This window comes from Pseudocalidococcus azoricus BACA0444 (genome assembly GCF_031729055.1).
Lineage (GTDB): Bacteria > Cyanobacteriota > Cyanobacteriia > Thermosynechococcales > Thermosynechococcaceae > Pseudocalidococcus > Pseudocalidococcus azoricus.
On the sequence record NZ_JAVMIP010000020.1, the window covers coordinates 1 to 20,803 of the forward strand.

The 20,803-nt window shown below is 49.1% G+C and carries 22 protein-coding genes and 2 tRNA genes; 8 read left to right on the plus strand and 16 right to left on the minus strand.

Going from position 1 to position 20,803, the window contains the following annotated elements:
* Window positions 1-259: 259 nt before the first annotated feature.
* Both RIF25_RS14340 and RIF25_RS14345 read right to left on the minus strand, forming a co-directional pair.
* Entirely contained in the window at window positions 260-1,663 is a 1,404-nt protein-coding gene (locus tag RIF25_RS14340; protein ID WP_322879210.1) for a hemolysin family protein, read from the minus strand.
* The gene (locus RIF25_RS14345; protein ID WP_322879211.1) at window positions 1,663-2,364 is read right to left on the minus strand and encodes a hypothetical protein; all 702 of its coding nucleotides are present in this window, start codon (window positions 2,362-2,364) and stop codon (window positions 1,663-1,665) included. The genes RIF25_RS14340 and RIF25_RS14345 overlap by 1 nt, the downstream gene beginning before the upstream one ends.
* Window positions 2,365-2,431: 67 nt before the next feature.
* Here RIF25_RS14345 and RIF25_RS14350 point away from each other — a divergent pair.
* Window positions 2,432-2,504: transfer RNA gene (locus RIF25_RS14350), tRNA-Ile, on the plus strand.
* 46 nt (window positions 2,505-2,550) lie between these two features.
* Here the strand turns inward: RIF25_RS14350 and petL are convergent.
* The 4 genes from petL to cofG all read right to left on the minus strand — a co-directional run bounded on the left by petL (window position 2,551) and on the right by cofG (window position 4,984).
* On the minus strand, window positions 2,551-2,643 hold the full coding sequence (petL, locus tag RIF25_RS14355; protein ID WP_322879212.1) for a cytochrome b6-f complex subunit PetL: 93 nt from the start codon (window positions 2,641-2,643) through the stop codon (window positions 2,551-2,553).
* 106 nt (window positions 2,644-2,749) lie between these two features.
* The gene (locus RIF25_RS14360; protein ID WP_322879213.1) at window positions 2,750-2,884 is read right to left on the minus strand and encodes a hypothetical protein; all 135 of its coding nucleotides are present in this window, start codon (window positions 2,882-2,884) and stop codon (window positions 2,750-2,752) included.
* Between the two features lie 141 nt (window positions 2,885-3,025).
* Complete coding sequence (locus tag RIF25_RS14365; RefSeq protein ID WP_322879214.1) at window positions 3,026-3,955, minus strand: homogentisate phytyltransferase; 930 nt, start codon at window positions 3,953-3,955, stop codon at window positions 3,026-3,028.
* Between the two features lie 51 nt (window positions 3,956-4,006).
* Complete coding sequence (gene cofG, locus RIF25_RS14370) at window positions 4,007-4,984, minus strand: 7,8-didemethyl-8-hydroxy-5-deazariboflavin synthase subunit CofG (RefSeq protein WP_322879215.1); 978 nt, start codon at window positions 4,982-4,984, stop codon at window positions 4,007-4,009.
* Between the two features lie 124 nt (window positions 4,985-5,108).
* On the opposite strand from cofG, the gene RIF25_RS14375 reads away from it, so the two are divergent.
* Window positions 5,109-5,675 (plus strand): DUF3038 domain-containing protein, encoded by a 567-nt coding sequence (locus RIF25_RS14375; protein WP_407682440.1) that lies wholly within the window; start codon window positions 5,109-5,111, stop codon window positions 5,673-5,675.
* Between the two features lie 8 nt (window positions 5,676-5,683).
* Here the strand turns inward: RIF25_RS14375 and RIF25_RS14380 are convergent, their stop codons facing one another.
* Window positions 5,684-6,886 carry an MFS transporter gene (locus tag RIF25_RS14380; RefSeq protein WP_322879217.1) on the minus strand — a complete coding sequence of 401 codons (1,203 nt, stop codon included), beginning with the start codon at window positions 6,884-6,886 and terminating at the stop codon, window positions 5,684-5,686.
* Between RIF25_RS14380 and RIF25_RS14385 the strand changes: the two genes are divergently transcribed.
* Together RIF25_RS14385 and RIF25_RS14390 are read left to right on the plus strand one after the other, a co-directional pair.
* On the plus strand, window positions 6,885-7,010 hold the full coding sequence (locus tag RIF25_RS14385; protein WP_322879218.1) for a hypothetical protein: 126 nt from the start codon (window positions 6,885-6,887) through the stop codon (window positions 7,008-7,010). The two genes, RIF25_RS14380 and RIF25_RS14385, sit on opposite strands and share 2 nt — an antisense overlap.
* Before the next feature lie 20 nt (window positions 7,011-7,030).
* On the plus strand, window positions 7,031-8,872 hold the full coding sequence (locus RIF25_RS14390; protein WP_322879219.1) for an ABC transporter ATP-binding protein: 1,842 nt from the start codon (window positions 7,031-7,033) through the stop codon (window positions 8,870-8,872).
* A 14-nt stretch (window positions 8,873-8,886) separates the two neighbouring features.
* Here the strand turns inward: RIF25_RS14390 and cysE are convergent, their stop codons facing one another.
* Window positions 8,887-9,651, minus strand: coding sequence for a serine O-acetyltransferase (cysE, locus tag RIF25_RS14395; RefSeq protein WP_322879220.1), 765 nt, complete (start codon window positions 9,649-9,651; stop codon window positions 8,887-8,889).
* 173 nt (window positions 9,652-9,824) lie between these two features.
* The gene (locus RIF25_RS14400) at window positions 9,825-10,697 is read right to left on the minus strand and encodes a glycosyltransferase family 2 protein (RefSeq protein WP_322879221.1); all 873 of its coding nucleotides are present in this window, start codon (window positions 10,695-10,697) and stop codon (window positions 9,825-9,827) included.
* A gap of 124 nt (window positions 10,698-10,821) precedes the next feature.
* Between RIF25_RS14400 and RIF25_RS14405 the strand changes: the two genes are divergently transcribed.
* Together RIF25_RS14405 and RIF25_RS14410 are read left to right on the plus strand one after the other, a co-directional pair.
* Window positions 10,822-10,894, plus strand: a tRNA-Glu gene (locus RIF25_RS14405).
* A gap of 145 nt (window positions 10,895-11,039) precedes the next feature.
* A complete protein-coding gene (locus tag RIF25_RS14410) occupies window positions 11,040-12,143 on the plus strand; it encodes a site-specific integrase (RefSeq protein WP_322879222.1) in 1,104 nt (367 codons plus the stop codon).
* 123 nt (window positions 12,144-12,266) lie between these two features.
* Here the strand turns inward: RIF25_RS14410 and RIF25_RS14415 are convergent, their stop codons facing one another.
* The 6 genes from RIF25_RS14415 to RIF25_RS14440 form a co-directional block, all read right to left on the minus strand.
* Entirely contained in the window at window positions 12,267-12,515 is a 249-nt protein-coding gene (locus RIF25_RS14415) for a hypothetical protein (RefSeq protein ID WP_322879223.1), read from the minus strand.
* A gap of 343 nt (window positions 12,516-12,858) precedes the next feature.
* Window positions 12,859-13,125: a hypothetical protein gene (locus RIF25_RS14420; RefSeq protein WP_322879224.1), complete on the minus strand. Its 267-nt coding sequence runs from the start codon at window positions 13,123-13,125 to the stop codon at window positions 12,859-12,861.
* Between the two features lie 61 nt (window positions 13,126-13,186).
* A complete protein-coding gene (locus tag RIF25_RS14425) occupies window positions 13,187-13,468 on the minus strand; it encodes a hypothetical protein (protein WP_322879225.1) in 282 nt (93 codons plus the stop codon).
* Window positions 13,469-13,696: 228 nt separating this feature from the next.
* Window positions 13,697-14,167 (minus strand): thioredoxin-dependent thiol peroxidase, encoded by a 471-nt coding sequence (gene bcp / locus RIF25_RS14430; RefSeq protein ID WP_322879226.1) that lies wholly within the window; start codon window positions 14,165-14,167, stop codon window positions 13,697-13,699.
* Window positions 14,168-14,200: 33 nt separating this feature from the next.
* Window positions 14,201-15,487 carry a flavin monoamine oxidase family protein gene (locus RIF25_RS14435; protein ID WP_322879227.1) on the minus strand — a complete coding sequence of 429 codons (1,287 nt, stop codon included), beginning with the start codon at window positions 15,485-15,487 and terminating at the stop codon, window positions 14,201-14,203.
* A 43-nt stretch (window positions 15,488-15,530) separates the two neighbouring features.
* Complete coding sequence (locus RIF25_RS14440; protein WP_322879228.1) at window positions 15,531-16,481, minus strand: DNA-methyltransferase; 951 nt, start codon at window positions 16,479-16,481, stop codon at window positions 15,531-15,533.
* 249 nt (window positions 16,482-16,730) lie between these two features.
* Here RIF25_RS14440 and RIF25_RS14445 point away from each other — a divergent pair, with 249 nt between their 5' ends.
* Window positions 16,731-19,865: an alpha-mannosidase gene (locus tag RIF25_RS14445; RefSeq protein WP_322879229.1), complete on the plus strand. Its 3,135-nt coding sequence runs from the start codon at window positions 16,731-16,733 to the stop codon at window positions 19,863-19,865.
* 8 nt (window positions 19,866-19,873) lie between these two features.
* Here the strand turns inward: RIF25_RS14445 and RIF25_RS14450 are convergent, their stop codons facing one another.
* On the minus strand, window positions 19,874-20,395 hold the full coding sequence (locus RIF25_RS14450) for a hypothetical protein (protein ID WP_322879230.1): 522 nt from the start codon (window positions 20,393-20,395) through the stop codon (window positions 19,874-19,876).
* Window positions 20,396-20,422: 27 nt separating this feature from the next.
* On the opposite strand from RIF25_RS14450, the gene RIF25_RS14455 reads away from it, so the two are divergent.
* The gene (locus RIF25_RS14455; protein ID WP_322879231.1) at window positions 20,423-20,800 is read left to right on the plus strand and encodes a thioredoxin domain-containing protein; all 378 of its coding nucleotides are present in this window, start codon (window positions 20,423-20,425) and stop codon (window positions 20,798-20,800) included.
* Window positions 20,801-20,803 lie beyond the last annotated feature (3 nt).

The window sequence follows — 20,803 nt, forward strand, 5'->3', positions numbered from 1 at the left end:
GCTTAAGCCAGTCGTCGAGGATGTCGAACCACCCCCGCTCTGCTGGTGCGCGCCCCATTGCAATGGTCATAGATAAAACTTCTCCACAGGAATAGAGAGATGATGAGTTCAATATTCGCCGCCCATACTCTTGTCAAAAATAAGTAAAGAGTTTGGCTAGTTTACGAATCTTCATAACTCCTCTAATCTAGCAAAGTTTTTTGAGAGGTTCAATTTCTCGGCCATGACGTTGCGGTTCGCGGGCCGGTTGTTAGATTATCTAGATGTCTATTATTGACTCAGGGGGCCGGGGGTGCTTGAGGATTTGAATTTGATCCAGCCGTGGGCCGTCACAGGAAATCACCGTCAGTTCCAGGTTTTCATAAACCAGTGTCTCGCCAATTTCAGGAACTTTTTGAAAGTGAAAGAACAAAAATCCCCCCAGTGTATGGTATTCGTCAACAATGGGGAAGGCTAACTCCAGTCGCTCATTGACCTCCTCAATGTCAGTTTGAGCCTGCACCATAAAGGTCTGATTGTCTAGGGCGCGGATGGCGGGAGTTGGGTCTGCTTCACCTTCGTCCGTCCCAATAATTTCGTTAATCATGTCTTTCAATGTCACCAGGCCGGCTGTCCCCCGTGATTCTGCTTCCCGAATCATCACCATACTGAGGCGATAGCGTTGCATCAAAGGCAGTAAATCCCCTAACTGAGTTCCTTCTGGGACAAACCAAACGGGCCTGATCCAAGGCAAAATGCTATCTGCTGGAGTCAGTTCACCTGTGGCTAAGGCAGCGGCTAAATCCTTAAAAGCCAGAATCCCCCGCACAGAATCCAAAGACTCACGCATGACGGGAAAGTAAGAGTGCCCGGTTTCTGCCACCACTGAGAGGACATCGCCCAAGGTGGCCACATCTGGTAAGGCTTCAATTTGAGTTCGGGGAATCATCACTTCTTCCACAAGAACATCCCCAAAAGCGAAGACATTGGTCAATAATTCCCGTTCATCCTCCTCCAGGCCACTGGACTCTTCGGAGCGAATCATAATTTCCAACTCTTCGGGGGTGACTTGGTAAGAAAGTAAAGAATTGGCATCGCCCAGACCAAAGAGATCCAATAAACCCTGGGTCGAAGCGGTTAACAACCAGATAATTGGCTTCACCAAACGGGCAATCCACAAACTAGCTGGCCCGAGGGAGCGAGATAATTCCTCGGGAAAACGGAGGGCTAGGCCCTTGGGGACTAACTCACCTAGGACAATTTGTAGGTATGCCGTCAAGAAAAATGCCAGTGGAATTGTTAAGGCATGGCTCCAGTTGGGGTTAGGTAAAAAGGGAACAGCGGCAAACAGATGGCTAACCAAAGGGGCGACAATGACTTCCCCCACCCAACCAAGGCTTAAGCAGGCCAAGGTAATGCCCAGTTGAGTTGTAGATAACAGCCGATCCAAACGCTGTTGGAGAATTTGAACTTGACGTGCGCCCCGTTGTCCTTCCGCAACTAATTGTTCAACCCGCGTCCGGCGGACATTGATAATTGAAAACTCTGCTGCTACAAAGAAAGCATTGATCACCAGTAAGAATATGACAAAAAGTAATCGCCACCCCAGGCCGGGTTCAGCAGTTCCGGGCAACGCCATTACAGAGGGCCAAAACGTCACCATCCCAGTCAGCAACAGCAGCATTAGGGTTCAACAGGAATATCTTTAATGGAAAGCTTAATATCTTGGTTGGGAAAGTCTGTCAGGGAAAGATTCAAGGTCTTCACTTCAGCCAAACTGGTTAAGGGAATGTGAATCGTCCCAGAGTATGATTCGCCCTTCGCTGGAACCTCTGTGGGTAGGCCTTTGGTAATGGCAATCAATGGCGTCCCTTGATCACTCATAATATCCAGATAGGTGTAGATAAATTGCACGTTAACGGGACTTTGATTACTCAGGGTGACCCCTAAGACCAGATCACCATTCACCTGAGAAACCGAATTGACTGCTAGTTTGACCCCCTCAACCGTCACCACCTTGGGAAAACCGGCCGCCCCTGGAGCTTCAGCATTTCCAGGAGACTGTGTGGGTGTAGGCGTAACGCTTGCTGTGGGCTGGGCAGGCCTGGGCCTGTTAGTCGTAATCCCCTCGGCCTGGGTAATAATGTCGGATTCTTTCAGGAAGGTTTGCCTTGGACTTGATGTTTCCGCCTCACTACTCACATCCCCCAAGATGGGGTTAACCACAGGCTGAGTTACACCCCGCAGGGACTCCCGACCAAAGAAATAGCCCCCGAGGGTACTTAAACTCCCAGCAATTAACATAATTGCCAAAAGAACGAGACTAAGCTGGAGCCGCGTACTCTTTTCCGGGTTCATGGTTAAGTTGGGGTAACGGGATGACAAAACAGCACTCAAATTGGGACTAAAATAGCTTAATACGGCACCATAATACCAATGATCGCCAGAGTTTCCAGGGTTGGCCGAGCGGATGAGGCAGCGAACTCATAATTCGCCCTAGGCAGGTTCAACTCCTGCACCCTGGACTTTCCACTTACTAAGCATTGGCAGTCATCAGACCCACCATCGGGACTAGATTAATTTGATCAACCGCAGCCCATAGAACAAGGTAATGGCAATGCCAGCAGCTCCACCAATCCAGAGACCATAAGCAACAACTTCCATGACCGAGTACTCCTGATTAAAAATTAAAAAGTAAACACATACTTGCTTAGTGATTAAAAACTTATCATCTTCCGGTTCTTTCGGGATCGGAACAAGGCTTAATCCCTCAGGCAAAATCCTCGGCCCCGGCCTGGCGGTGACGGCTTGGCCCCATCACAACCTGTTCTAACCTGACTCTATCGAGACCTAAACGGGTAGCACTGTTATCCGCTTCATCACCTTCTCCCTGCACAGAGATCAAGGCTGGCGATACTCGGACATTCCTCAGGCCATGGGGCAGCTTCTTGGATAGTCCTTACCGTCCGGGGGACTCAACGATTGGGGTTGTGGTTTTGGTTGGTAACATGACGATGATCTAGTGATCTAGATTGTGTTCCATAACTTAACGCCAATGATTTGTGACAGCTAATACTGGTAAGAAAATGTATTCCCAGAAAAATAGTCTCCAAATAAATTGATAAAAACGAGTGATGCTGGTAATGTCGTTTAATTCAACCCGGCGGGCCTGGAGCCAGAGGATGACCAACAGGAGTAGATGGCCACCAACAAACAGGGGCAAATTAACGCCTAAGTTAACAACCAAACTGGTCAGAATCAATCCTCCATAGGCCAGGGCAAGGACAGCTAAGGTAATCTGGAAAACGGCTTTTGGGCCAAACCTAACGGTCAAGGTGGCAATTTGAAACTGGCGATCTCCCTCTAAATCAGGAATATCCTTACATAGGGCAATGGCCACCGTGAACACGACCACAAATCCAGTTAATGCCCAAACTAGATTGGTTATGGCTAGGGGTTGATTGAGCCGGGCTTGAAAATGCCAAAATAGGCCGAGATTGACGATAATCCCCCGGACTCCCAAAATACAAAGGGCCGCCCAGAAGGGATAGCGTTTGAGACGAATAGGCGGTAAAGAATAGGCCGTGCCAATCAATAAACTCAGGCTAATTACGCCCAATAAAATCATCCCCTGCTCAATACCCAGTCCCAAACTAACCAATCCCATACTGATAACAATGATCCAGGCCTGGGGAACTGTAAACTCTCCTGCGGCTAGGGGTAAATGGGGCTTATTGATTTGGTCAATGGGAATATCTAAAATCTGATTTAGACCGACAATATAAACATTTCCCGCTAAACAAGCCACCCAGGCCCCAATCGCCATCGGCAGAAAATCCCAGGCCTGGCCTGAATCCATCACCGCCAAGGTGTAAATACTCCAGACACTTAAAGTCGTGCCAATGATTGTATGGGGACGGGAAAACTGCCAGAAGGAACGGAGCCAATTCGGAACTTTGCGGGAAGGAAAGGTCATAGGGTAAAGAAGCGGGGAGGGAGAAATGAGGGGAAAACAAAGGCGACTGGATTAATGATTGGGGATTAGGGTTATGGCTGCCTCAAAACGGGTTTGCCAGGCCTGGGACTGAGCGCGCAGATGGGGAGGGAGGTACTGCAAATATTGGGGATAAACGGGTAAACGGGGGTGTAAATCCCAGCCAGCCTTGGCCAAACGGGTTTTGAGGTCAATCAAATCTGCATGGGGATAGGCCGGATTGACATGATCATAGGGGACAAGCCCACCTAAATCCCGCGCCCCGGCCTCCAAACAGGCCAAGAGGAGGTCAAAACTGGGGATTAAATTAGGGGGAATTTGCAGCGTAATGTCGGGGGGAAGAATCCGGCGGGCCTGGTGAATCAGGGACGGTAACTGATCCAGTTCATAGCCAAGGTTGGGTAAATGTTGGGCGAGGCCGGGGCTATAGGGTTGCAAAATCACCTCCTGAATATGGCCCCAACGCTGATGCAGTTCGGCAATAACCTTTAGGGTGTCAATGCGGTCTTTGGCGGTTTCTCCAATCCCTAATAACAACCCCGTCGTGGAGGGAATCTGGAGTCGGCCGGCCTGGTGGAGATGTTCAATCCGTAAAGTTGGGGCTTTGGTTGGGGCCTGGTGGTGGACAGTCCTTAGGAGTTGAGGGGTCACCTGCTCTAACATCAAGCCTTGGGAGACATTTACCGTTTTTAAGTAGGCCATTTCGGTCGCGGTTAAGACTCCGGCATTGGTGTGGGGTAAAAAACCCAAGTTCAAGGCTAATTCTCCCAGTTGATAAATACGCTCTAGCCAGGCCCCGCGCTGCGGACTTTGAGGGGCGACTTCTCCAGCGAGGATCAAAATTTCGCAAATTCCTTGGCCCGCAATGCCCTGCAAGATTTCTTTTGCTTCAGCCACCCTTAACCAGGCCCCGGAGCCAATATCCTCCCGAAAGTTGCAATAAGTACAGCGATTAAAACATTCATAGGTGGGAACCAGTGTAAAAGCAGGACTATAGGTAATGACGGGCATAAATGGCGGCAACAGTGGGGAAGGATAGCTGAATTGACTGGCAGTATAGTTGGATGATAGTGAGTTTACGGATAAATGGGTTTCTCTTGGCCTTTGGGTATGGTGCGGAGTCTAACGAGGGTTGATGGTGTTGGATGAGGGATTGCGGTCAGTCGGGCCTGGGGGCGATGCCATTGACCTGGATAATATTAAGACCCAGTTGGATTTGGTCTTGTTGGCCCTAGAGGCATTGACTGGCCTGGGTTCAGAAGCCATTCTCCAAGCTGCCTCAGAATTAAAACTGGTGGATTTTGTCTCAGATCGGGTGGGCCTGTGGCGACTCCGGCAATCCAATCCCTTAAGGCGGGGCAGTGGCGGCCGCAAAAAACTGGATATTGAAGAAGCCCGCTCCCTCGTTTTAATCAGTACACATCTGGCCCGGAATCATCAAACCCAAATTCGCCAGGCCATCGAACATTGGGAAACCCTCGAAAAAGATGCCCGCTCACCCCAACAGGATCCCCTGCTCGGTGATTACCTCGATGCCTTTACGGGACTCTATCAAGAGCGGATGAGCCACCAAGGGGTTGTTGGGGAGGATTTATCAGAATTAGCCTTAAGTTTACTGATTGATTTGCTGTTCTACAGTAGTCCCCAAGGCTCCCGGCGAATGTGGTTAGCCCTTCTAGATCGGACTCAAGCGCAAATTTGAGATCAACACTACAGCGGCTTGACGGAAACGGGGCGTAAACTCAGCAAAGCAAATCCCAAAGCCAAGATCATCAACAATCCCGCTTGCCAGGCCGGTGCCAATTGACTGCCACTAAACACCCACCCCGCCCAGGCCGGCCCCAAAATTCCTGCTACACTAGCCAACCCCTGACTACTGCCCATCACCTTGCCTTGATCTTGGGCCGAAACCCGATTGGAAATTAACCCTCGCAATGAAGGCGACATAATCCCCACCCCAAAGGCTAAGAGGATCACACTGCCAAACACACCAATACTCACCCCCGGTTCCAGGCGCGGAATCCAGGGCAAAATCATTAACGCCCCGGCCAAACAGATAAACCCCACAATCGTTAAGCGGACTTCGCCAAGCCAGGGAATCAACCGCCTGATTAACCCGGCCTGGACAATCGTACTCACAATCCCCACCACCATAAACACCAACCCGGCCTGGGCCACCCCCCAACCAAAGACATTCTTCAAAATCAGGACAAACACGCTGGTAAACCCACCAAAAGCAAAGTTAAAAATAAACAGGGACACCATCAACCCAGAAATTTGCGGCACAACCAAGAAGGTTCCCATTTGACGAAACGGGTTCAAGTCCTGAAGTCGCATTGGAGATCGCTGATCTTTGGGTAACGACTCCGGCAAGGTGAAATAAGCTACAACGACATTAACCAGAGCAATCGCTCCAGCTAAAAAAATCGGCAAGCGGGGGTTAATGATCGCCAAGGAGCCACCAATCGCAGGCCCAACAATAAAGCCAATCCCAAAAGCGGCCCCGGTTAAACCAAAATTCTTGGCCCGATTTTCCGGTTTGGAGCTATCGGCAATATAGGCCTGGGCTGTGGAAACCACTCCCCCGGTGACACCATCAATAATTCGGGAAAGAAAAAATATCCAGGCCTGGTTGGCTAAGGCAAAGACAAAATAGGATACGGCCGTCCCAAACACACAAAAGAGCAATATAGGTCGCCGCCCCCACTGATCCGACAAGGCCCCCAAAATCGGAGCTGCCAAAAACTGTGCCGCCGCAAACACCGAGAACAGCAGCGTAATTCCCAAGGCATCCAGGCCAAAGGGTTCAACCAAAAACGGCAAAATTGGAAAAATTAAACTCTCCCCAATCCGATCAATCACAATCGTGACCAAAATCAGAATCAACGGGGAAATCAGGGGACGTTGGGGCATGGGCAAACTCGCGGTACTCCCCACATTGTTGAGTATTTTGGCCCAGGCCTGGATCAATTTTCAGCCCGACCAAGACAGAAATAAACCCCCGCCCGCCACAAGGGTAGATTTGCCTTTGTTTTAAGGAAAATTTACATTGGGACTATGCAAGCTTCTACGAACGAGCAAAGCTCTCCACCTCCTCTGTCCACCTCCGCCCCCCGGCGTGATAGTGATTGGCGACTCTTTTTACGACTGCTCCCCTATGCCCAACCCTATTCTCGGCCCCTAATAATCGCCGGGATCATGCTCATTCCCCTGGCCCTATCTGCGGCCCTCCAACCGATTATCATTGGCCAGGCCATTTCATTTCTCAAGCAAGAACCGAGCACCTATGATTTTCTCGAAGGCCTGGAACTCACTCAAGGGATTGATTTATTAACCCTGCTGCTGTTTTTAACAGTGGTTGTCCGGTTTGGGCTACAAGGGATTCAGGGCTATTGGGTCACCAAAATTGGCCAGCAAATTACGGCTGATATTCGCCAAGACCTCTTTCGCCATGTCACCTCCCTCTCGGCCGGATTTTTTGATCGCACCCCCGTCGGCAAGTTAATTACCCGGTTAACCAGTGATGTGGAAGCCTTGGGAGATGTGTTTGCGACCGGAGCCGTTGGGGTCGTTAGCGATCTCTTTTCAATTCTGGTGGTGGCAATCACGATGATTTGGACGAATCCGTTGCTGGGGACGATGTTGCTGGGAATGGTGATTCCAATTACGGGGTTGATTATTTACTTTCAAAACCAATACCGCCAGGCCAACTATAAAGCTCGGGAAGAACTCTCCGCCCTCAACGCCAACCTCCAGGAAAACATTGTTGGGATTGGGGTCGTCCAAATTTTTCGGCGGGAATCATTTAACAGTCAGCTTTTTCAAACCGTTAACAAACGCTATGTCAAAGCCGTGGATCACACCATTTTTTATGATTCGGCCGTATCCGCAACCCTAGAATGGATCACCTTTGCGGCAGTGGCGGGGGTTTTGCTGCTGGGGGGAAAACTAGTCGAGCAACAACAGATTGACTTTGGCGTATTGGCCACCTTTATCCTCTTTTCCCAACGGGTTTTTGATCCGCTCCGCCAATTGGCGGAAAAATTTACAACCATCCAAGCTGGGTTTACGGCCGTGGAACGGATTACCGATTTGATGAACCAACCCATTGCCATCCGCGACCCGGAAAAGCCCACCCTTTTGCCCAGGCCAGACACTAGCACTGCCATCGGTGAAGTTAAGTTTTCAGATGTTTGGTTAGCGTATAAAGATGATGAATATGTCCTCCAGGGCCTGGACTTTAGGATCAAACCCGGGGAAAAAGTCGCGATTGTCGGGCCAACGGGGGCGGGTAAAAGTTCCCTGATCCGGCTGCTCTGTCGTCTTTATGAAGCCAGTCGGGGACAAGTTTTAGTGGATGGGGTGGATGTCCGCAACCTGTCCCAAACGGAACTGCGCCGCCATATTGGGGTAATTCTCCAGGATGGTTTTCTCTTTTCTGGGGATGTCAAAAGCAATATTTCACTCGGGGAAGACTACTCACTGGCGGAAATCCAGGCCGCGGCCCGACAGATGAACGTGGCCAACTTTATTGAACAACTCCCCCAAGGCTACAACACAGAATTGCGGGAACGGGGCACGAACTTATCGGCCGGACAAAAACAACTCTTAGCCTTTGCCAGGGTCGCAATTCGTAATCCCCGTATCTTGGTTTTGGATGAGGCCACCGCCAGTTTAGATGTCGGGACAGAAGCGATGATTCAAACGGCTTTGGAAAAACTCTTGGTCAACCGCACGGCGATTATCATTGCCCACCGCCTCTCAACGATTCGGTATGTGGATCGGATTCTGGTGCTGAAACGGGGGAGATTGGTGGAAATTGGTTCCCATGAGGAGCTACTGGCCGCTGGAGGGGTCTATGCCAGCCTTTACCAGTTACAGCAGTTGGGGGTTGCTTAGGGAGCAGTTTTTATCTAAATCCCAGAACCGTTGAGAAATTCTTCAATGGCCCGGTCGCGCAAACTACAGCTTGTCTCTAAAAGCTCTCGTTCTAAAGCCCCCGCTACGACAGGAATCTGATCCATGTTTAATTCAGGCCTGGGTTGGTCAGCTTGCAGGGTTTTGACTTGGGTTTCCAGGGCTTCAATCCGGTCGAGGAGATAACGAATGGCTTTGGCCTCAGAGTCGGGGAGTTGGCCATGTTCTAGGGGAGCAACCTTGGCCCCAGCCCGATAGACAATCCGCCCCGGAATCCCGACGACTGTGCAATCCGAAGGGACATCCCGCAGCACCACCGAACCCGCTCCGATCCGCACATTACTGCCAATCAACAAATTCCCTAAGACCTTGGCCCCAGCCCCGACGACAACGTTTTCCCCGAGGGTCGGATGGCGTTTGCCGGTTTCTTTACCTGTTCCGCCGAGAGTGACACCTTGGTAAATCAAACAATAGTCGCCAATAATTGCTGTTTCGCCAATCACAACCCCCATGCCGTGATCAATAAAGACCCCCTGGCCAATGGTTGCCCCTGGATGGATTTCAATGCCTGTGAACCAGCGAGACACTTGGGATAGGAAGCGGGGAATGACTGGCAGGCCCAATGTCCATAACCAATGGGAAATACGGTGCGTCCACAATGCTTGCAGGCCTGGGTAACAAAGTAAAACCTCTAACCAATTTCGGGCTGCAGGGTCGCGCTCAAAGATAATCCGAAAATCGGCCTGGAGTGATTTGAACACCCGGAAAGTCCCTCATAAATGATGGTTGGTGACTCACATTTAAGCTGAATCCGTAACCCATTATACCTAAACCCTTTTGCCGCTGTCCTGAATTGACGGAGAAGGATGTTAACGGAAAACGGTAATCGGCCTGTGGCTTAAACCCAACTTAAATCGCGGCGAAATCTCTAAAACTAGGCCACTTGTTCTTGGCGATTTAATTCCAACTCTGGGCCATTAAATTGTTGATGTAGTTGATTTAGCCGCTCTTGAATAATCCGATTAATTTCTTGATGACGGGCTAGATCGGCAGGAGATAGATCATCATTGACGAGTCCGGGGGCGGCTTGGAATTTGGCCAGTTGTCGTTCAAAATAACTGCCAGGATAGCGAATGTATTCTACTGTTTTGCGCTCTAGGTGGGCTTGATGACAAAAGGGCTGCATCCAGGTGGTATAGGCGATATCTTCGGTGCCGTACTTAAATTCCCGAAAAACTGCATCCTCTGGAAATCCGCCAATAAATTCATGCACCTCTCGCCGGACACAAAGATTGAGCGGAATACTATTTTCCAAGGCCTTTTGCCAGTGGGGATGGAGCGGATCGCGGGTATAAACACCTGTGCGAACGGCCCCAAAATAGTCTCCCTGGGAATTGCTCTGGGCTATGGGTTGGTTTAAGACTGAGAAGGCAATAAAGATATGTTCTGGTAAAAATCGGTCATCGCCATCGCAAAAGAACAGGGACTGGGCCTGGGAAAATTTAACCCCAAAATTGCGAGCTGCGGCCGTACCTAAATTCATCGGAAGCTTGATTAGTTGGTAATTGGGCTTATCTTTAGCAAATTGCTCCACAATCTCCATGGTGTTGTCCGTAGAGCCGTCATCCACAATCACGACTTCGGTTTGAATTGCGCTGGCCTGGGGGTATTTGTGATCGAAATAGGTAAGACTGGCTTCAATACTCCCTAAGGTGGCCTGAAGAACATCTCCTCCCCGCTGGGCCATGACGTTATATAGGGGGACAATCACTGCTAGAGAATTGAGTTCCGGCCTGGCCTGGGGCATAAGAGCAGAATGGTGGATGGATGTCTTCAAGTTTAAGGGCAGAGTCAACAAAGTTTATGCAAACACCAGGCCAGGAATTGACAAGTGTACGGGAGTTAGTTAACGTAATAAATGCTGAGTTTTTGCCCCCATCGTCTAGAGGCCTAGGACACCTCCCTTTCACGGAGGCGACGGGGATTCGAATTCCCCTGGGGGTATTACCCAATGGCAAAATTAGGCAACGAAGTTAAGCCTAAAGCACGCTCTCTGATTAAGTTCTGAGAGTTGTAACGGATTATTAAATGCACCTAGATGTACCTGGATATACTTGGATGTACCTAAAAAACTAGGCAAACTTTAGGCATGAGTCTAAGTCGCATAAACCAGGCCAATGGCCGCCTGAAGTCATCCAAGGTGGGGGTGCAAATTCAAGCACAGGGTGATCGGTTATATCTGCGGGCCACGTTGCCGAGTAAGTCAGGAGATAAGCCAGCGCACCAGCAACGAATCGCTTTAGGCGTTATGGCAAACCCGGCCGGGGTCAGTTTTGCTGAGAAAGAAGCCCGCAAGGTTGGCCTGATGTTGGCAGAAAATACCTTTACCTGGGATAAATATCAGAAGCAATCACGGCCCGATCAGGTGAGCGACTGGATAGAACGATTTGAAGCTCACTATTTCAAAACCAGGGAGAGAAACGATAAAACCTTGACTACCTGGAAGGGGGACTATCTGAAAATTCTGAAGTTGCTGCCCCAAGAGCAGCCCTTGACCGTTGAAGCATTGCGGGCCGTGATTGACTCTACCCCACTGAACAGCAAAACCCGGAAGCGGGCCTGCATGGTGGCTAGTGCGTTGGCCAAGTTTGCTGAGTTGCCCCTGGACGTTCAAGGCCTGGGGGGGAACTACTCCCCTAAAAGAACATCCCCTAGAGAGATTCCAGAGGATGCCTTGATTGCTGAGTGTTGGGAGAAGTTGAGTAACCCGGCCTGGCGGTGGGTTTATGGGATGCTGGCCACTTACGGGCTGAGGCCCCATGAAGTTTTTCGATTGAACCTGGACGCTATCCGTAGCGGTTCTCTGGTGCTTGAAGTTCAGGAAAACACTAAAACTGGATTTAGGCGGGTTTGGCCGTGCTATCCAGAGTGGTTTGAGCAATTCAACTTGTCTCAGGTGATTTTGCCCCCTGTGGATGCCAGCCGGTCTAATACCAGGGTGGGGGAAAGCTGCACTAAATACCTGAGTGAGAAATTGCCATTTAAGCCCTATGACCTCCGGCACGCGTGGGCTATTAGAACCCTTAGCTTTGGGCTTGACATTACCCTGGCTGCACAACAGATGGGTCATTCTGTGCAAACCCACTCTGAGACTTACCACCACTGGATTAGTGATCAAGTTCATCAGCGGGCTTTTGAGACTCTGATGTTGAGGCCTGATCGTCCTCTACCTCCCATTCTTCACTTTGAATGAAACCGTAGCCACTACAATCAGGACAGTGAAAAGCCTGTAAGGATTCTCCCCCAAAATAACTGCTTAAGTTTCTATAAACTACTCCCGTTCCATTACAAGTTACGCAATGCATGATCGTTTCTCCTAATCTAAAAGTTCCATCTGCATAATGCCGTTGCTCAGCTGCTTCTCAATCCACTGATCCACCTGTTTCTCCAAGTTTTTAGACTCAGCCAAAGCCCCCCTAGATCGAGTGCGGAAATAGCGTTTTTGCAATTCACGCATTTTGTAAACAGTGGTTATAAACTTTTCAATTTCTTGAATCAAATCTTCTTCCATCATCGTTTCTCCAGTGGTGTATTTAGTGCTTTCAAACAGTTGTTGATGTGCCATTGATAGGTCGGTCTAGCAGCATTGGAACGGGAAATGATCCGATAGTGTTGGCCAAGCTTTAAGAATCCGTCTTTTCTTAGTTGCCTGAGTTGCCGGGGGGAGATGTCCAGGGCTTGACTTGCTTGAGATGTGTTCATCCAATTTGTTGCCATAAATGCTCCTAAAAAAAGAGGGGATGCTAGGAGCAACATCCCCACTACAAAAGGGACTTAACCATGCACAACTAGCCTTTTAACGGCGTGCTAAGGCCTCAAGTTTTACCAATCGCTTTTTCGTATAGCTTCTCTATCTATGTCCTCCTTTTGGTTCAAATAAAAAGCGATACTGTTGGGCAAGCTCGTATTTAGTCATCTAATTGTTTCTTTATAGATTCATAAAAAGAAGACATTTCATCTTTAATCCTTTCCACAAAATCAACAATTCCCTTCATGCGGTTTACGGCATCAGATAGTTTCTTTATCTGGATATAGGCGATTTCCTCTCCAGTTAAATACGAAAATTCAGGCTCATTGCTGCAAGCATCACAAAGATGATTCAATCTATCTGAAAGACATAATGATTGAATTTCATTGTCAATGTTTTGTATCCGTTGGAAATCATTATATTTCATGGTTTTAACTCCAAAAATTACAAACAAAAACAGGCCCCCTAGTGAGAGGCCTGAGCGTGGTTCAATCCAAATCTGCTTTTTCGATTTCTTGACAGATTGCTTCTAGTTGTTGTCGGTTTGACTCGGTGGGGTTGACGAGGTACGAAAAGAGCGCAAAATCTCGTCTAGCCTGGCGTTGCTTGCTTCTAGCTTTTTCAGCCGCTTCCAAGTTTCTAATCCACCACCTAATGCCAAAATCCACCAAAGCCACCATGAGGGTTGCGGTGAATAGCCAGAAACTCCAGTCTCGGAGGGTGATGGGTGGGAGTTTTGGGGGGAAGTCTGTTGCGTCATAAAACCTCAATGCCGCAGTTGCAGCGATCAGGACAGTAAGCAGGGTGGGGGGAATCTGCCTAAATTTGAGCTCCTCTGCTGCTTTAGTGAGGGATTTTATTTTGGGATATCGCTAATTTCTTGCATACCCACGAGAAGAATGGTGGAAAGAATTGATAAGGATGGAAAAATGATTTGGAGAAGTCAGAAGACTGCGAAGGAGCAACTAAGAGGAATAGTCCTAGGTAATGAGATAAAGCTAGGCACTCAAGGAATTAATATCAGCCAAAATTTGAGTCGGATGGGTTTCCGGTTTAACCTTTTGATAAATTTTGGCAATGTTGCCCTCAGGATCAATTAAAAATGTATTTCGGTAGATGCCAGTGAACTCTTTACCCATGAATTTTTTGGGGCCAAAGCTTTCATAGGCAGTGGCAACTTGGGCATCTGGATCTGATAGCAGTGGGAAGGGTAAACTTAACTTTTCGGAAAATTTCTTGTGGGACTTCGTATCATCAGCGCTGACACCCAAGACGATCACATTGCGGCGTTTCAGTTCGGCAAAAATATCTCGAAATCCACAGGCTTCTTTGGTACAGCCAGGGGTATTATCACGGGGATAAAAGTAAAGCACAACCCAAATTCCCCGTAAATCTGCAAGTTTGACGAGGTTGCCGTCGGTATCAATCAGACTAAAGTCAGGGGCGGGTTGGGCAGTTACCAGAGCCATAGAACAGGTATTCAAACGAAGAACTACTCTAGATCATAACGAGGATGTCAAGGCCTGGAGAATTTCCCCAGCAGCCCGTTGTCCAGTTTCAATGGCTCCATGAACGGTGGCCGGATTACTGTGCGTGACAGTTGCTTCGCCCGCAAAATACAGGGTTTTCTCCAGGGGTTGAGCCAGGTGATCGCGCAGGCCAAAGGCTCCGGGAGGAACCGAACTATACCCGCCTCGAGCCCAGGGATCGGTTGTCCAGTTGATGTTGCGGGCTTTTTGAAAGAGGTGGCGGGGTTGCTCATTCCCAAAGATTCGACATAGATCTGCCAGGCCCTGCTCAATCAGTTCGGCTTCAGTTTGGTTAAATAAATGAGTTGCCCGTTCTCCACCAATAAATGCGGTTAAAACTGGCGGAAATCCAGGCCGGTGATAACTGGGACTCCACCAAACCATCATTGGCCCTAAGGACATGAATAAACTGGTCTCAGGTGCCCAAAATATCTCACGAAAGATCATTTGCAGCTTCATGGCTGGGCCCACATGGAGAGATTGAATTGCCTGTTGTTTGTCTGTTGGCAGGGGTGGATAAAACTGGGGAATTCCTTGTTGGAGGAGGGCTAGGGGGATGGTAATAATCACTTGCGGGGCCTGGTAGGTGCGGGTATTGGTTTGGATGGTGACGTGATTGGGCTGCCAAGTAATAGTGTCCACGGCCTGGTTGTAATGAATATCTAAGCCTTGGGTTAATTGCTGAATTAAGGCTTGATAGCCGGCCTGAATCCGAAAATTATCATCCCCAGCATGATGCACCCGACATTCATGGATCAGTTCTTGTAAGCTGAGTTGGTCGGCCGAAGTTAAATATAAATGTCCTTGAAATTGATCGGCAAATTCTTTGGCTACTGGAGGCATTTTAATTTGATTTAACCAGGCCCGTAGGGAGCAATCGGGTTCTGGCCAAGGCAACTGAGGAAAGTCCTGATATTCTAAATCAAAGAATCGCTGAAACCCTGGCCAGGTCTTGACTGTTTCGTAGGGATACAGTTGGTTATTAACCTCAAAGGCATAGGTTTGATAGCGGGGAATTTGAATCGTTTCTGCTCGGTTAATCCAATCCCAGGTGATGGCTTGATCCCCATGAATAAATTCAGCCCCATTTTCAATCGGCACTCCTAACCAATCGGTATCTGTCCAAACCCGCCCCCCAGGCCTGTGCCGCGCCTCTAAGACTAAGACCTGTTGCCCGGCCTGGTGTAATTTTTGCGCCGCCGCCAGACCCGCTACTCCTGCCCCGATGACGATCACATCTGCATCCATTAAATCTGTCATAGTCTAGAACTGTGGGTGAGAACTTGAAGTAGTCCCCTGGGGGTCAGCAATAGGCTTGGCCTGGGCTTGATTTTAACCATTCTGCTGGAATTTGGGCAATTTTCTCTTGACCACTAGGCTGATGAATGGGCTTGCCGAGGGGACGGATTTTCAGGGTTCCAGCTTGGAGGGCTTCCACTCGGGCTTGGGTAATAGTCAAATAATCTTGGTTGCGATCAATGATCAGGCCCCGGCGTTGATGATTTAAGGCGGCAATTAAACTAGAACCCACCCCCCCAAAGGGATCTAAAACCCAGTCCCCGACATTGGTTAAGGCCAGTACACAGCGTTCAATCAATTCAACGGGAAACTGGCAAGGGTGAATGGTTTTTTCGGGGTGATTAGATTTAACATTGGGGATTTCAATGATCCCGTCTTCCCATTCCTGACAGATCAATGTCCAATAATCAGAGGGATTTTTGCCGCGGGGATTGCCACTGAGTTGGCCGATTTTTTTGCCCTTATAATGCCGCTTGCCGGGATATTTAGCCGGAACTCGGACCGGATCTAGATTAAAGGTATAGTCCTTTGTTTTGGTGAACCAGAGCAAGACTTCATAGCGACCGGAAAACCGCTTCGAGGCGTGTAAACCATGATCAAAATGCCAAATAATTCGATTTCGCAGTTGTAAACCGAGGTTTTTGAAAATCGGATAGAGATAGATATCCAGGGGGAATACTTCACCTTGATCGACGTAGTTCCCCACTTGCCAAACAATACTGCCATCCTCCCGAACTAAGCGAACCAACTCTTGGATAATTGCTGTTTGCCAGGCCAGGTATTGGGGTAATTGAACTTGTGTTTCGTAGGCTTTGCCAATGTTGTAGGGAGGCGAGGAAACAATCAGCTTAAAAGTCGAATCAGCCAGCTTTTTGAGTTCAGCTAAACTATCCCCCTGCTTAATCAAATAATCTTGTTCCTGATGCATATTTATGGGAGGATCCGGGTCACACATAGGTCGATCCTTGGGCCACTAGGGGCAATAAATTCGCTCATTTCTCTTCTCCCAGGCCTGTTTGGCGGTTTAGCGGGAATACATCAAGGCTTGACAGGTCAAATCGAGTATCTTGATCACTATAATTCAGAATTGCGGTTGGGTAAGGGAGTACTTGCCTATGCCTAGGTGATTGAGAGGGGGTGAGGTCTCGGTTTATGGTGGTGATGCAGCGGTTGCAGTTGCCCAGGCCCCGATACGAGAACTTCCATGACTGATCCGGCCAACAATGCGTTAAATCTTCTTGGATGGCAGACCTCGATTCAACATTTACGGGGCCTGGTGCAGCAGTCGGTTCAAACGGGGTGGCAGATGGGGAACGGGGCCTGGTCAGCCTTAGACGCTAATGATCCCCAATCATGGCAAAATTCCCCCCTGGCAACGGTCAATGCAAAAGATCATCTGGCCTGGGCATTGGGGCGAAAATCCTGCTGGTTGGGGCAACTCATCCACGTCTCGGCACAATCAGAGTATGACTTAACGGGCCTGGGGCTGCGATTGAGTTTGATATGGTGGGCGGAAGTGGCGGCGGTTTATGTGAATGGGGAGTTAGTCCAGGCCGGGGACTTATTTGATCATTCAGCACGAGTTTTGCTCACGCCAACGGCCCAGGCCGGGGATTGTTTTTGGGTGACACTGCATTTAATTAGCCCAGGCCATGATCCCGGTGCGTTAGTGAAATCCAATCTCATTTTTGAATCTGCTACAGGAGTTGATCCCGGATTTGTGGCCGATGAGTTAGAAATTGTCAGCCTTTTCGCCTCGGAATTAGAGCCAGATTGCGTGCTAGAAATTAATTCTCATTTACAACAATTAGATCACTGTCAAACCCGAGTCGAATATGACCAGCAATTAAATCATCTTCATCAACGATTAGCCGCAGTGGGTCAACCGATTCGTAACCATCAAATCAATCTCACCGGCCATGCTCATTTGGATTTGGCTTGGTTATGGCCAATTGCAGAAACTTGGGATGTGGCCGAGCGCACATTTCAATCCGTCTTAAACTTACAAACCCAATATCCAGAACTGATTTTTAGTCACTCTAGCCCTGCTTTATATGAGTGGATTGAAACCCATCGCCCCGAACTATTTGTAAAAATCCAAGCAAAAATCCAGGCCCAACAATGGGAAGTGGCCGCCGGGATGTGGGTAGAGCCAGAATTGAATTTAATTAGTGGAGAATCCATTGCTCGACAAATCCTCTATGGCCAGGCCTATGTGAAGGAGAAATTTGGAAATATTAGTCGCGTGGCCTGGTTGCCGGATAGTTTTGGTTTTTGTCAGCAACTTCCTCAACTTTTGAAACAGGGCGGAATTGATTACTTTGTCACTCAAAAACTACGTTGGAATGATACGACTGAATTTCCAGATGAGTGGTTTTGGTGGCAGGCCCTCGATGGTAGTCAGGTGCTGAGTTATTGTTCGGCCCCAATTGGAGAAGGAATTGAACCGGTTAAAATGAGTCGCTATGCCCAGGCCTGGTCTCAGAAAACTAACTTAAAACAGTCTCTTTGGCTGCCGGGTGTGGGAGATCATGGGGGTGGGCCGACACGGGATATGTTGGAGATCTATCGGCGTTGGCAACGGCTAGGGGGTGTATCTCCCCAGTTAAAATTTAGCGCGGTGGTTGATTACTTGGATCAGTTAAAGGCGAGTTCTGATTTAACCGAATTACCCATCTGGTCAGAGGAATTGTATCTGGAATTTCATCGGGGTTGCTATACCAGCCATAGTGATCAAAAGCAGGCCAATCGGCACGCCGAAATTCAACTTTACCAGGCCGAACTTTGGTCAGCATTAGCAACCTTGATCTCTAACATCAATTATCCCCAGGCCGAGTTAGAACGCCTTTGGAAAGGGATGCTTTTGAATCAATTCCATGATATTTTACCCGGTTCGGCCATTCCCGCAGTCTATCAAGAGGCAAACCAGGCCTGGGATGATGTTCTCAAAACAACAACTCAACTCCTAGACACGGCCCAAAATCACATTCTGGGACAAATTTATTTACCAGATCCGCCCGTTCCTGGAGCCTATGGGATTGTCATTTTTAATAGTTTGAATTGGCCCCGCTCTGAAGTTGTCAGGTTAGAGCTAGGGGAATTAGGAACCCAGGCCTGGACAATTCAAGATACAGCTGGTTATCCGATCCGTTGCCACCAAGCCGAAACCGTGATCACCTTTTGGTTATGGGATGTCCCCAGCGTTGGCTATAAAGTGGTGTGGCTCTGTCCCCAAGCATCGTTTTCCCCCCCTGCCAATCCCCCCCTCGGCTTTGTGTTAGAAAATGGCTTTCTCCAGGCCGAAATCAATCCCCAAACGGGTGAAATTAATAATCTTTACGACAAACTCAATCAACGGGCCGTCTTTAATGCCCCCGGAAATCAACTCCAACTGTTTCGGGATCAAGGCCAATATTGGGATGCTTGGAATATTGATCCTCACTATCACGAACATCCCCTGATCAAACCAGAATTAAAAGAGATTAAATGGCAGGCCTGGAATGATATTGAACAACGCATCCGAGTCCGCTGGCAGTGGCGCAATTCCACCATTCAACAGGACTATTGCCTCGTTGTTAATACCCCCATTTTGCACATCGAAACCCAACTGAATTGGCAGGATCACCATGTACTCTTAAAAGCTGCTTTTCCCCTCGCCTTCAGAGCCGATGTGGCCCACTACGAAACCCCCGCCGGAGTCACCCAACGCCCCACCTTACCCAACCCGGAAAACCCCACCCTCACCCCCCCCGACCAGGCCAAATGGGAAGTCCCGGCGTTGCAATGGGCCGACCTGAGTGAGCCGAGTCATCAATATGGAGTCAGCCTGATCAACAACAGCAAACAGGGATACGATGCCCAACCCCAACAACTGCGCCTCACCCTCCTGCGCGCCCCCACTTGGCCCGACCCCCAGGCTGATCTCGGCAATCATCAATTTAGCTATGGTCTCTATCCCCACTATAACAACTGGATTGGGGCCAAAACCTGGCAAAAAGCCGCCGAATTTAACCAGCCCCTGGTTGCCAAAATCATTCCCCCTCACCCAGAGATCACCCTGCAACACCCCTTACCGACCCAGGCCAGCCTTTTAGACCTCGGCTCCGAGACCCTAATTCTCATGGCCCTCAAACAAACCCAAGATCAATCGGGCTGGATATTGCGCTGCCTTGAAACCACAGGCCAGGCCACAGAGTTAAACCTCCAATCCGATTTAGAGCTATTTCCTGCTGACCTCCGCCGAGTTAATCTCCTCGAAGTTCCTGATGCTGAGACCCACAATAATCCGGTTCAGCAAGTCGGGGGTTGGGAAATTTCCTCTTGGCGGTTTTCAAAATAATTCTTCTCCTACAGTTGCCAAGTCACCGTCCCGGATAAGGCTAAATCTAGGGGAGACCCCACAGACCGGATGGCCAGCAATGCATTGGACTCCACAGATTTTACTTCGGGTTGCCGACTAAGGGTAATGTGCAAAACTCCCCCATCCCAGGCCCGGACTGAAGAACCTGGCCCACTCGGAGAAGAAGCCTGAATTTCCACCTGCACGGCCTGAACTCGCCCATTCGCCACCCACCCCACCGCTCGTAGGTTCACCCTATCCCCAACCCCATAGCCATAAAGCCAGGCCGGATTAAGTTCATCTACAGCCATGTCTGAGCTATCCAGATAAGCCAAAGTGACATGATCCCCCCGAACTATTGGATAAATGGCTAGGGGATGGAGGCGGGCCTGGGATTCAGCATCAAGGGTAATAGCTAAGTAAGGCATGATGGGACGCAATTCAGTCGAAAAAGGGTAAGTCTCCGCTAAGTTAGGATCAAGAACAACATCAACCAACATCATCTGAGCCGAGTGACGAAAATGAGCCATCTAAACCAGATAGGGAAACTATTGTTAATGTCCTCCTTAGCCATGATTGGAGTGACCATTATTCCTAAATTAGCCCAGGCCAAGCCACCCTTGATCAACCAAATCCAGGCCCAGAACAACAGCAATGTTATGAATTTGGTCAAATACCTGAACAAAATTGGTGTAAAAATGTACGGGGCCTATTGGTGTCCCCACTGTAAACATCAAAAAGAACTGTTTGGAGCCGCCGCCAGCCAACTCAACTACATCGAATGTGATCCCACCGGTGACAACGCCCAACCCCAACTTTGTCAAAAAGCCCAAATCAAAGGCTACCCGACCTGGGAAATCAATGGTAAGTTATATCCTGGCCAACGGACATTACAACAACTCGCAGAGCTATCGGGATATAAAGGCCCGCTCTAGGAC

Excerpts from the sequence above, each read along its gene's own strand:
- RIF25_RS14340 (WP_322879210.1), bottom strand. The coding sequence starts at position 1,663 with ATGCTGCTGTTGCTGACTGGGATGGTGACGTTTTGGCCCTCTGTAATG.
- petL (WP_322879212.1), bottom strand. The coding sequence starts at position 2,643 with ATGGAAGTTGTTGCTTATGGTCTCTGGATTGGTGGAGCTGCTGGCATT.
- RIF25_RS14365 (WP_322879214.1), bottom strand. The coding sequence starts at position 3,955 with ATGACCTTTCCTTCCCGCAAAGTTCCGAATTGGCTCCGTTCCTTCTGG.
- cofG (WP_322879215.1), bottom strand. The coding sequence starts at position 4,984 with ATGCCCGTCATTACCTATAGTCCTGCTTTTACACTGGTTCCCACCTAT.
- RIF25_RS14375 (WP_407682440.1), top strand. The coding sequence starts at position 5,109 with ATGGTGTTGGATGAGGGATTGCGGTCAGTCGGGCCTGGGGGCGATGCC.
- RIF25_RS14385 (WP_322879218.1), top strand. The coding sequence starts at position 6,885 with ATGGGCAAACTCGCGGTACTCCCCACATTGTTGAGTATTTTGGCCCAG.
- RIF25_RS14380 (WP_322879217.1), bottom strand. The coding sequence starts at position 6,886 with ATGCCCCAACGTCCCCTGATTTCCCCGTTGATTCTGATTTTGGTCACG.
- RIF25_RS14390 (WP_322879219.1), top strand. The coding sequence starts at position 7,031 with ATGCAAGCTTCTACGAACGAGCAAAGCTCTCCACCTCCTCTGTCCACC.
- RIF25_RS14400 (WP_322879221.1), bottom strand. The coding sequence starts at position 10,697 with ATGCCCCAGGCCAGGCCGGAACTCAATTCTCTAGCAGTGATTGTCCCC.
- RIF25_RS14410 (WP_322879222.1), top strand. The coding sequence starts at position 11,040 with ATGAGTCTAAGTCGCATAAACCAGGCCAATGGCCGCCTGAAGTCATCC.
- RIF25_RS14415 (WP_322879223.1), bottom strand. The coding sequence starts at position 12,515 with ATGGCACATCAACAACTGTTTGAAAGCACTAAATACACCACTGGAGAA.
- RIF25_RS14420 (WP_322879224.1), bottom strand. The coding sequence starts at position 13,125 with ATGAAATATAATGATTTCCAACGGATACAAAACATTGACAATGAAATT.
- bcp (WP_322879226.1), bottom strand. The coding sequence starts at position 14,167 with ATGGCTCTGGTAACTGCCCAACCCGCCCCTGACTTTAGTCTGATTGAT.
- RIF25_RS14435 (WP_322879227.1), bottom strand. The coding sequence starts at position 15,487 with ATGACAGATTTAATGGATGCAGATGTGATCGTCATCGGGGCAGGAGTA.
- RIF25_RS14440 (WP_322879228.1), bottom strand. The coding sequence starts at position 16,481 with ATGTGTGACCCGGATCCTCCCATAAATATGCATCAGGAACAAGATTAT.
- RIF25_RS14445 (WP_322879229.1), top strand. The coding sequence starts at position 16,731 with ATGACTGATCCGGCCAACAATGCGTTAAATCTTCTTGGATGGCAGACC.
- RIF25_RS14450 (WP_322879230.1), bottom strand. The coding sequence starts at position 20,395 with ATGGCTCATTTTCGTCACTCGGCTCAGATGATGTTGGTTGATGTTGTT.
- RIF25_RS14455 (WP_322879231.1), top strand. The coding sequence starts at position 20,423 with ATGTCCTCCTTAGCCATGATTGGAGTGACCATTATTCCTAAATTAGCC.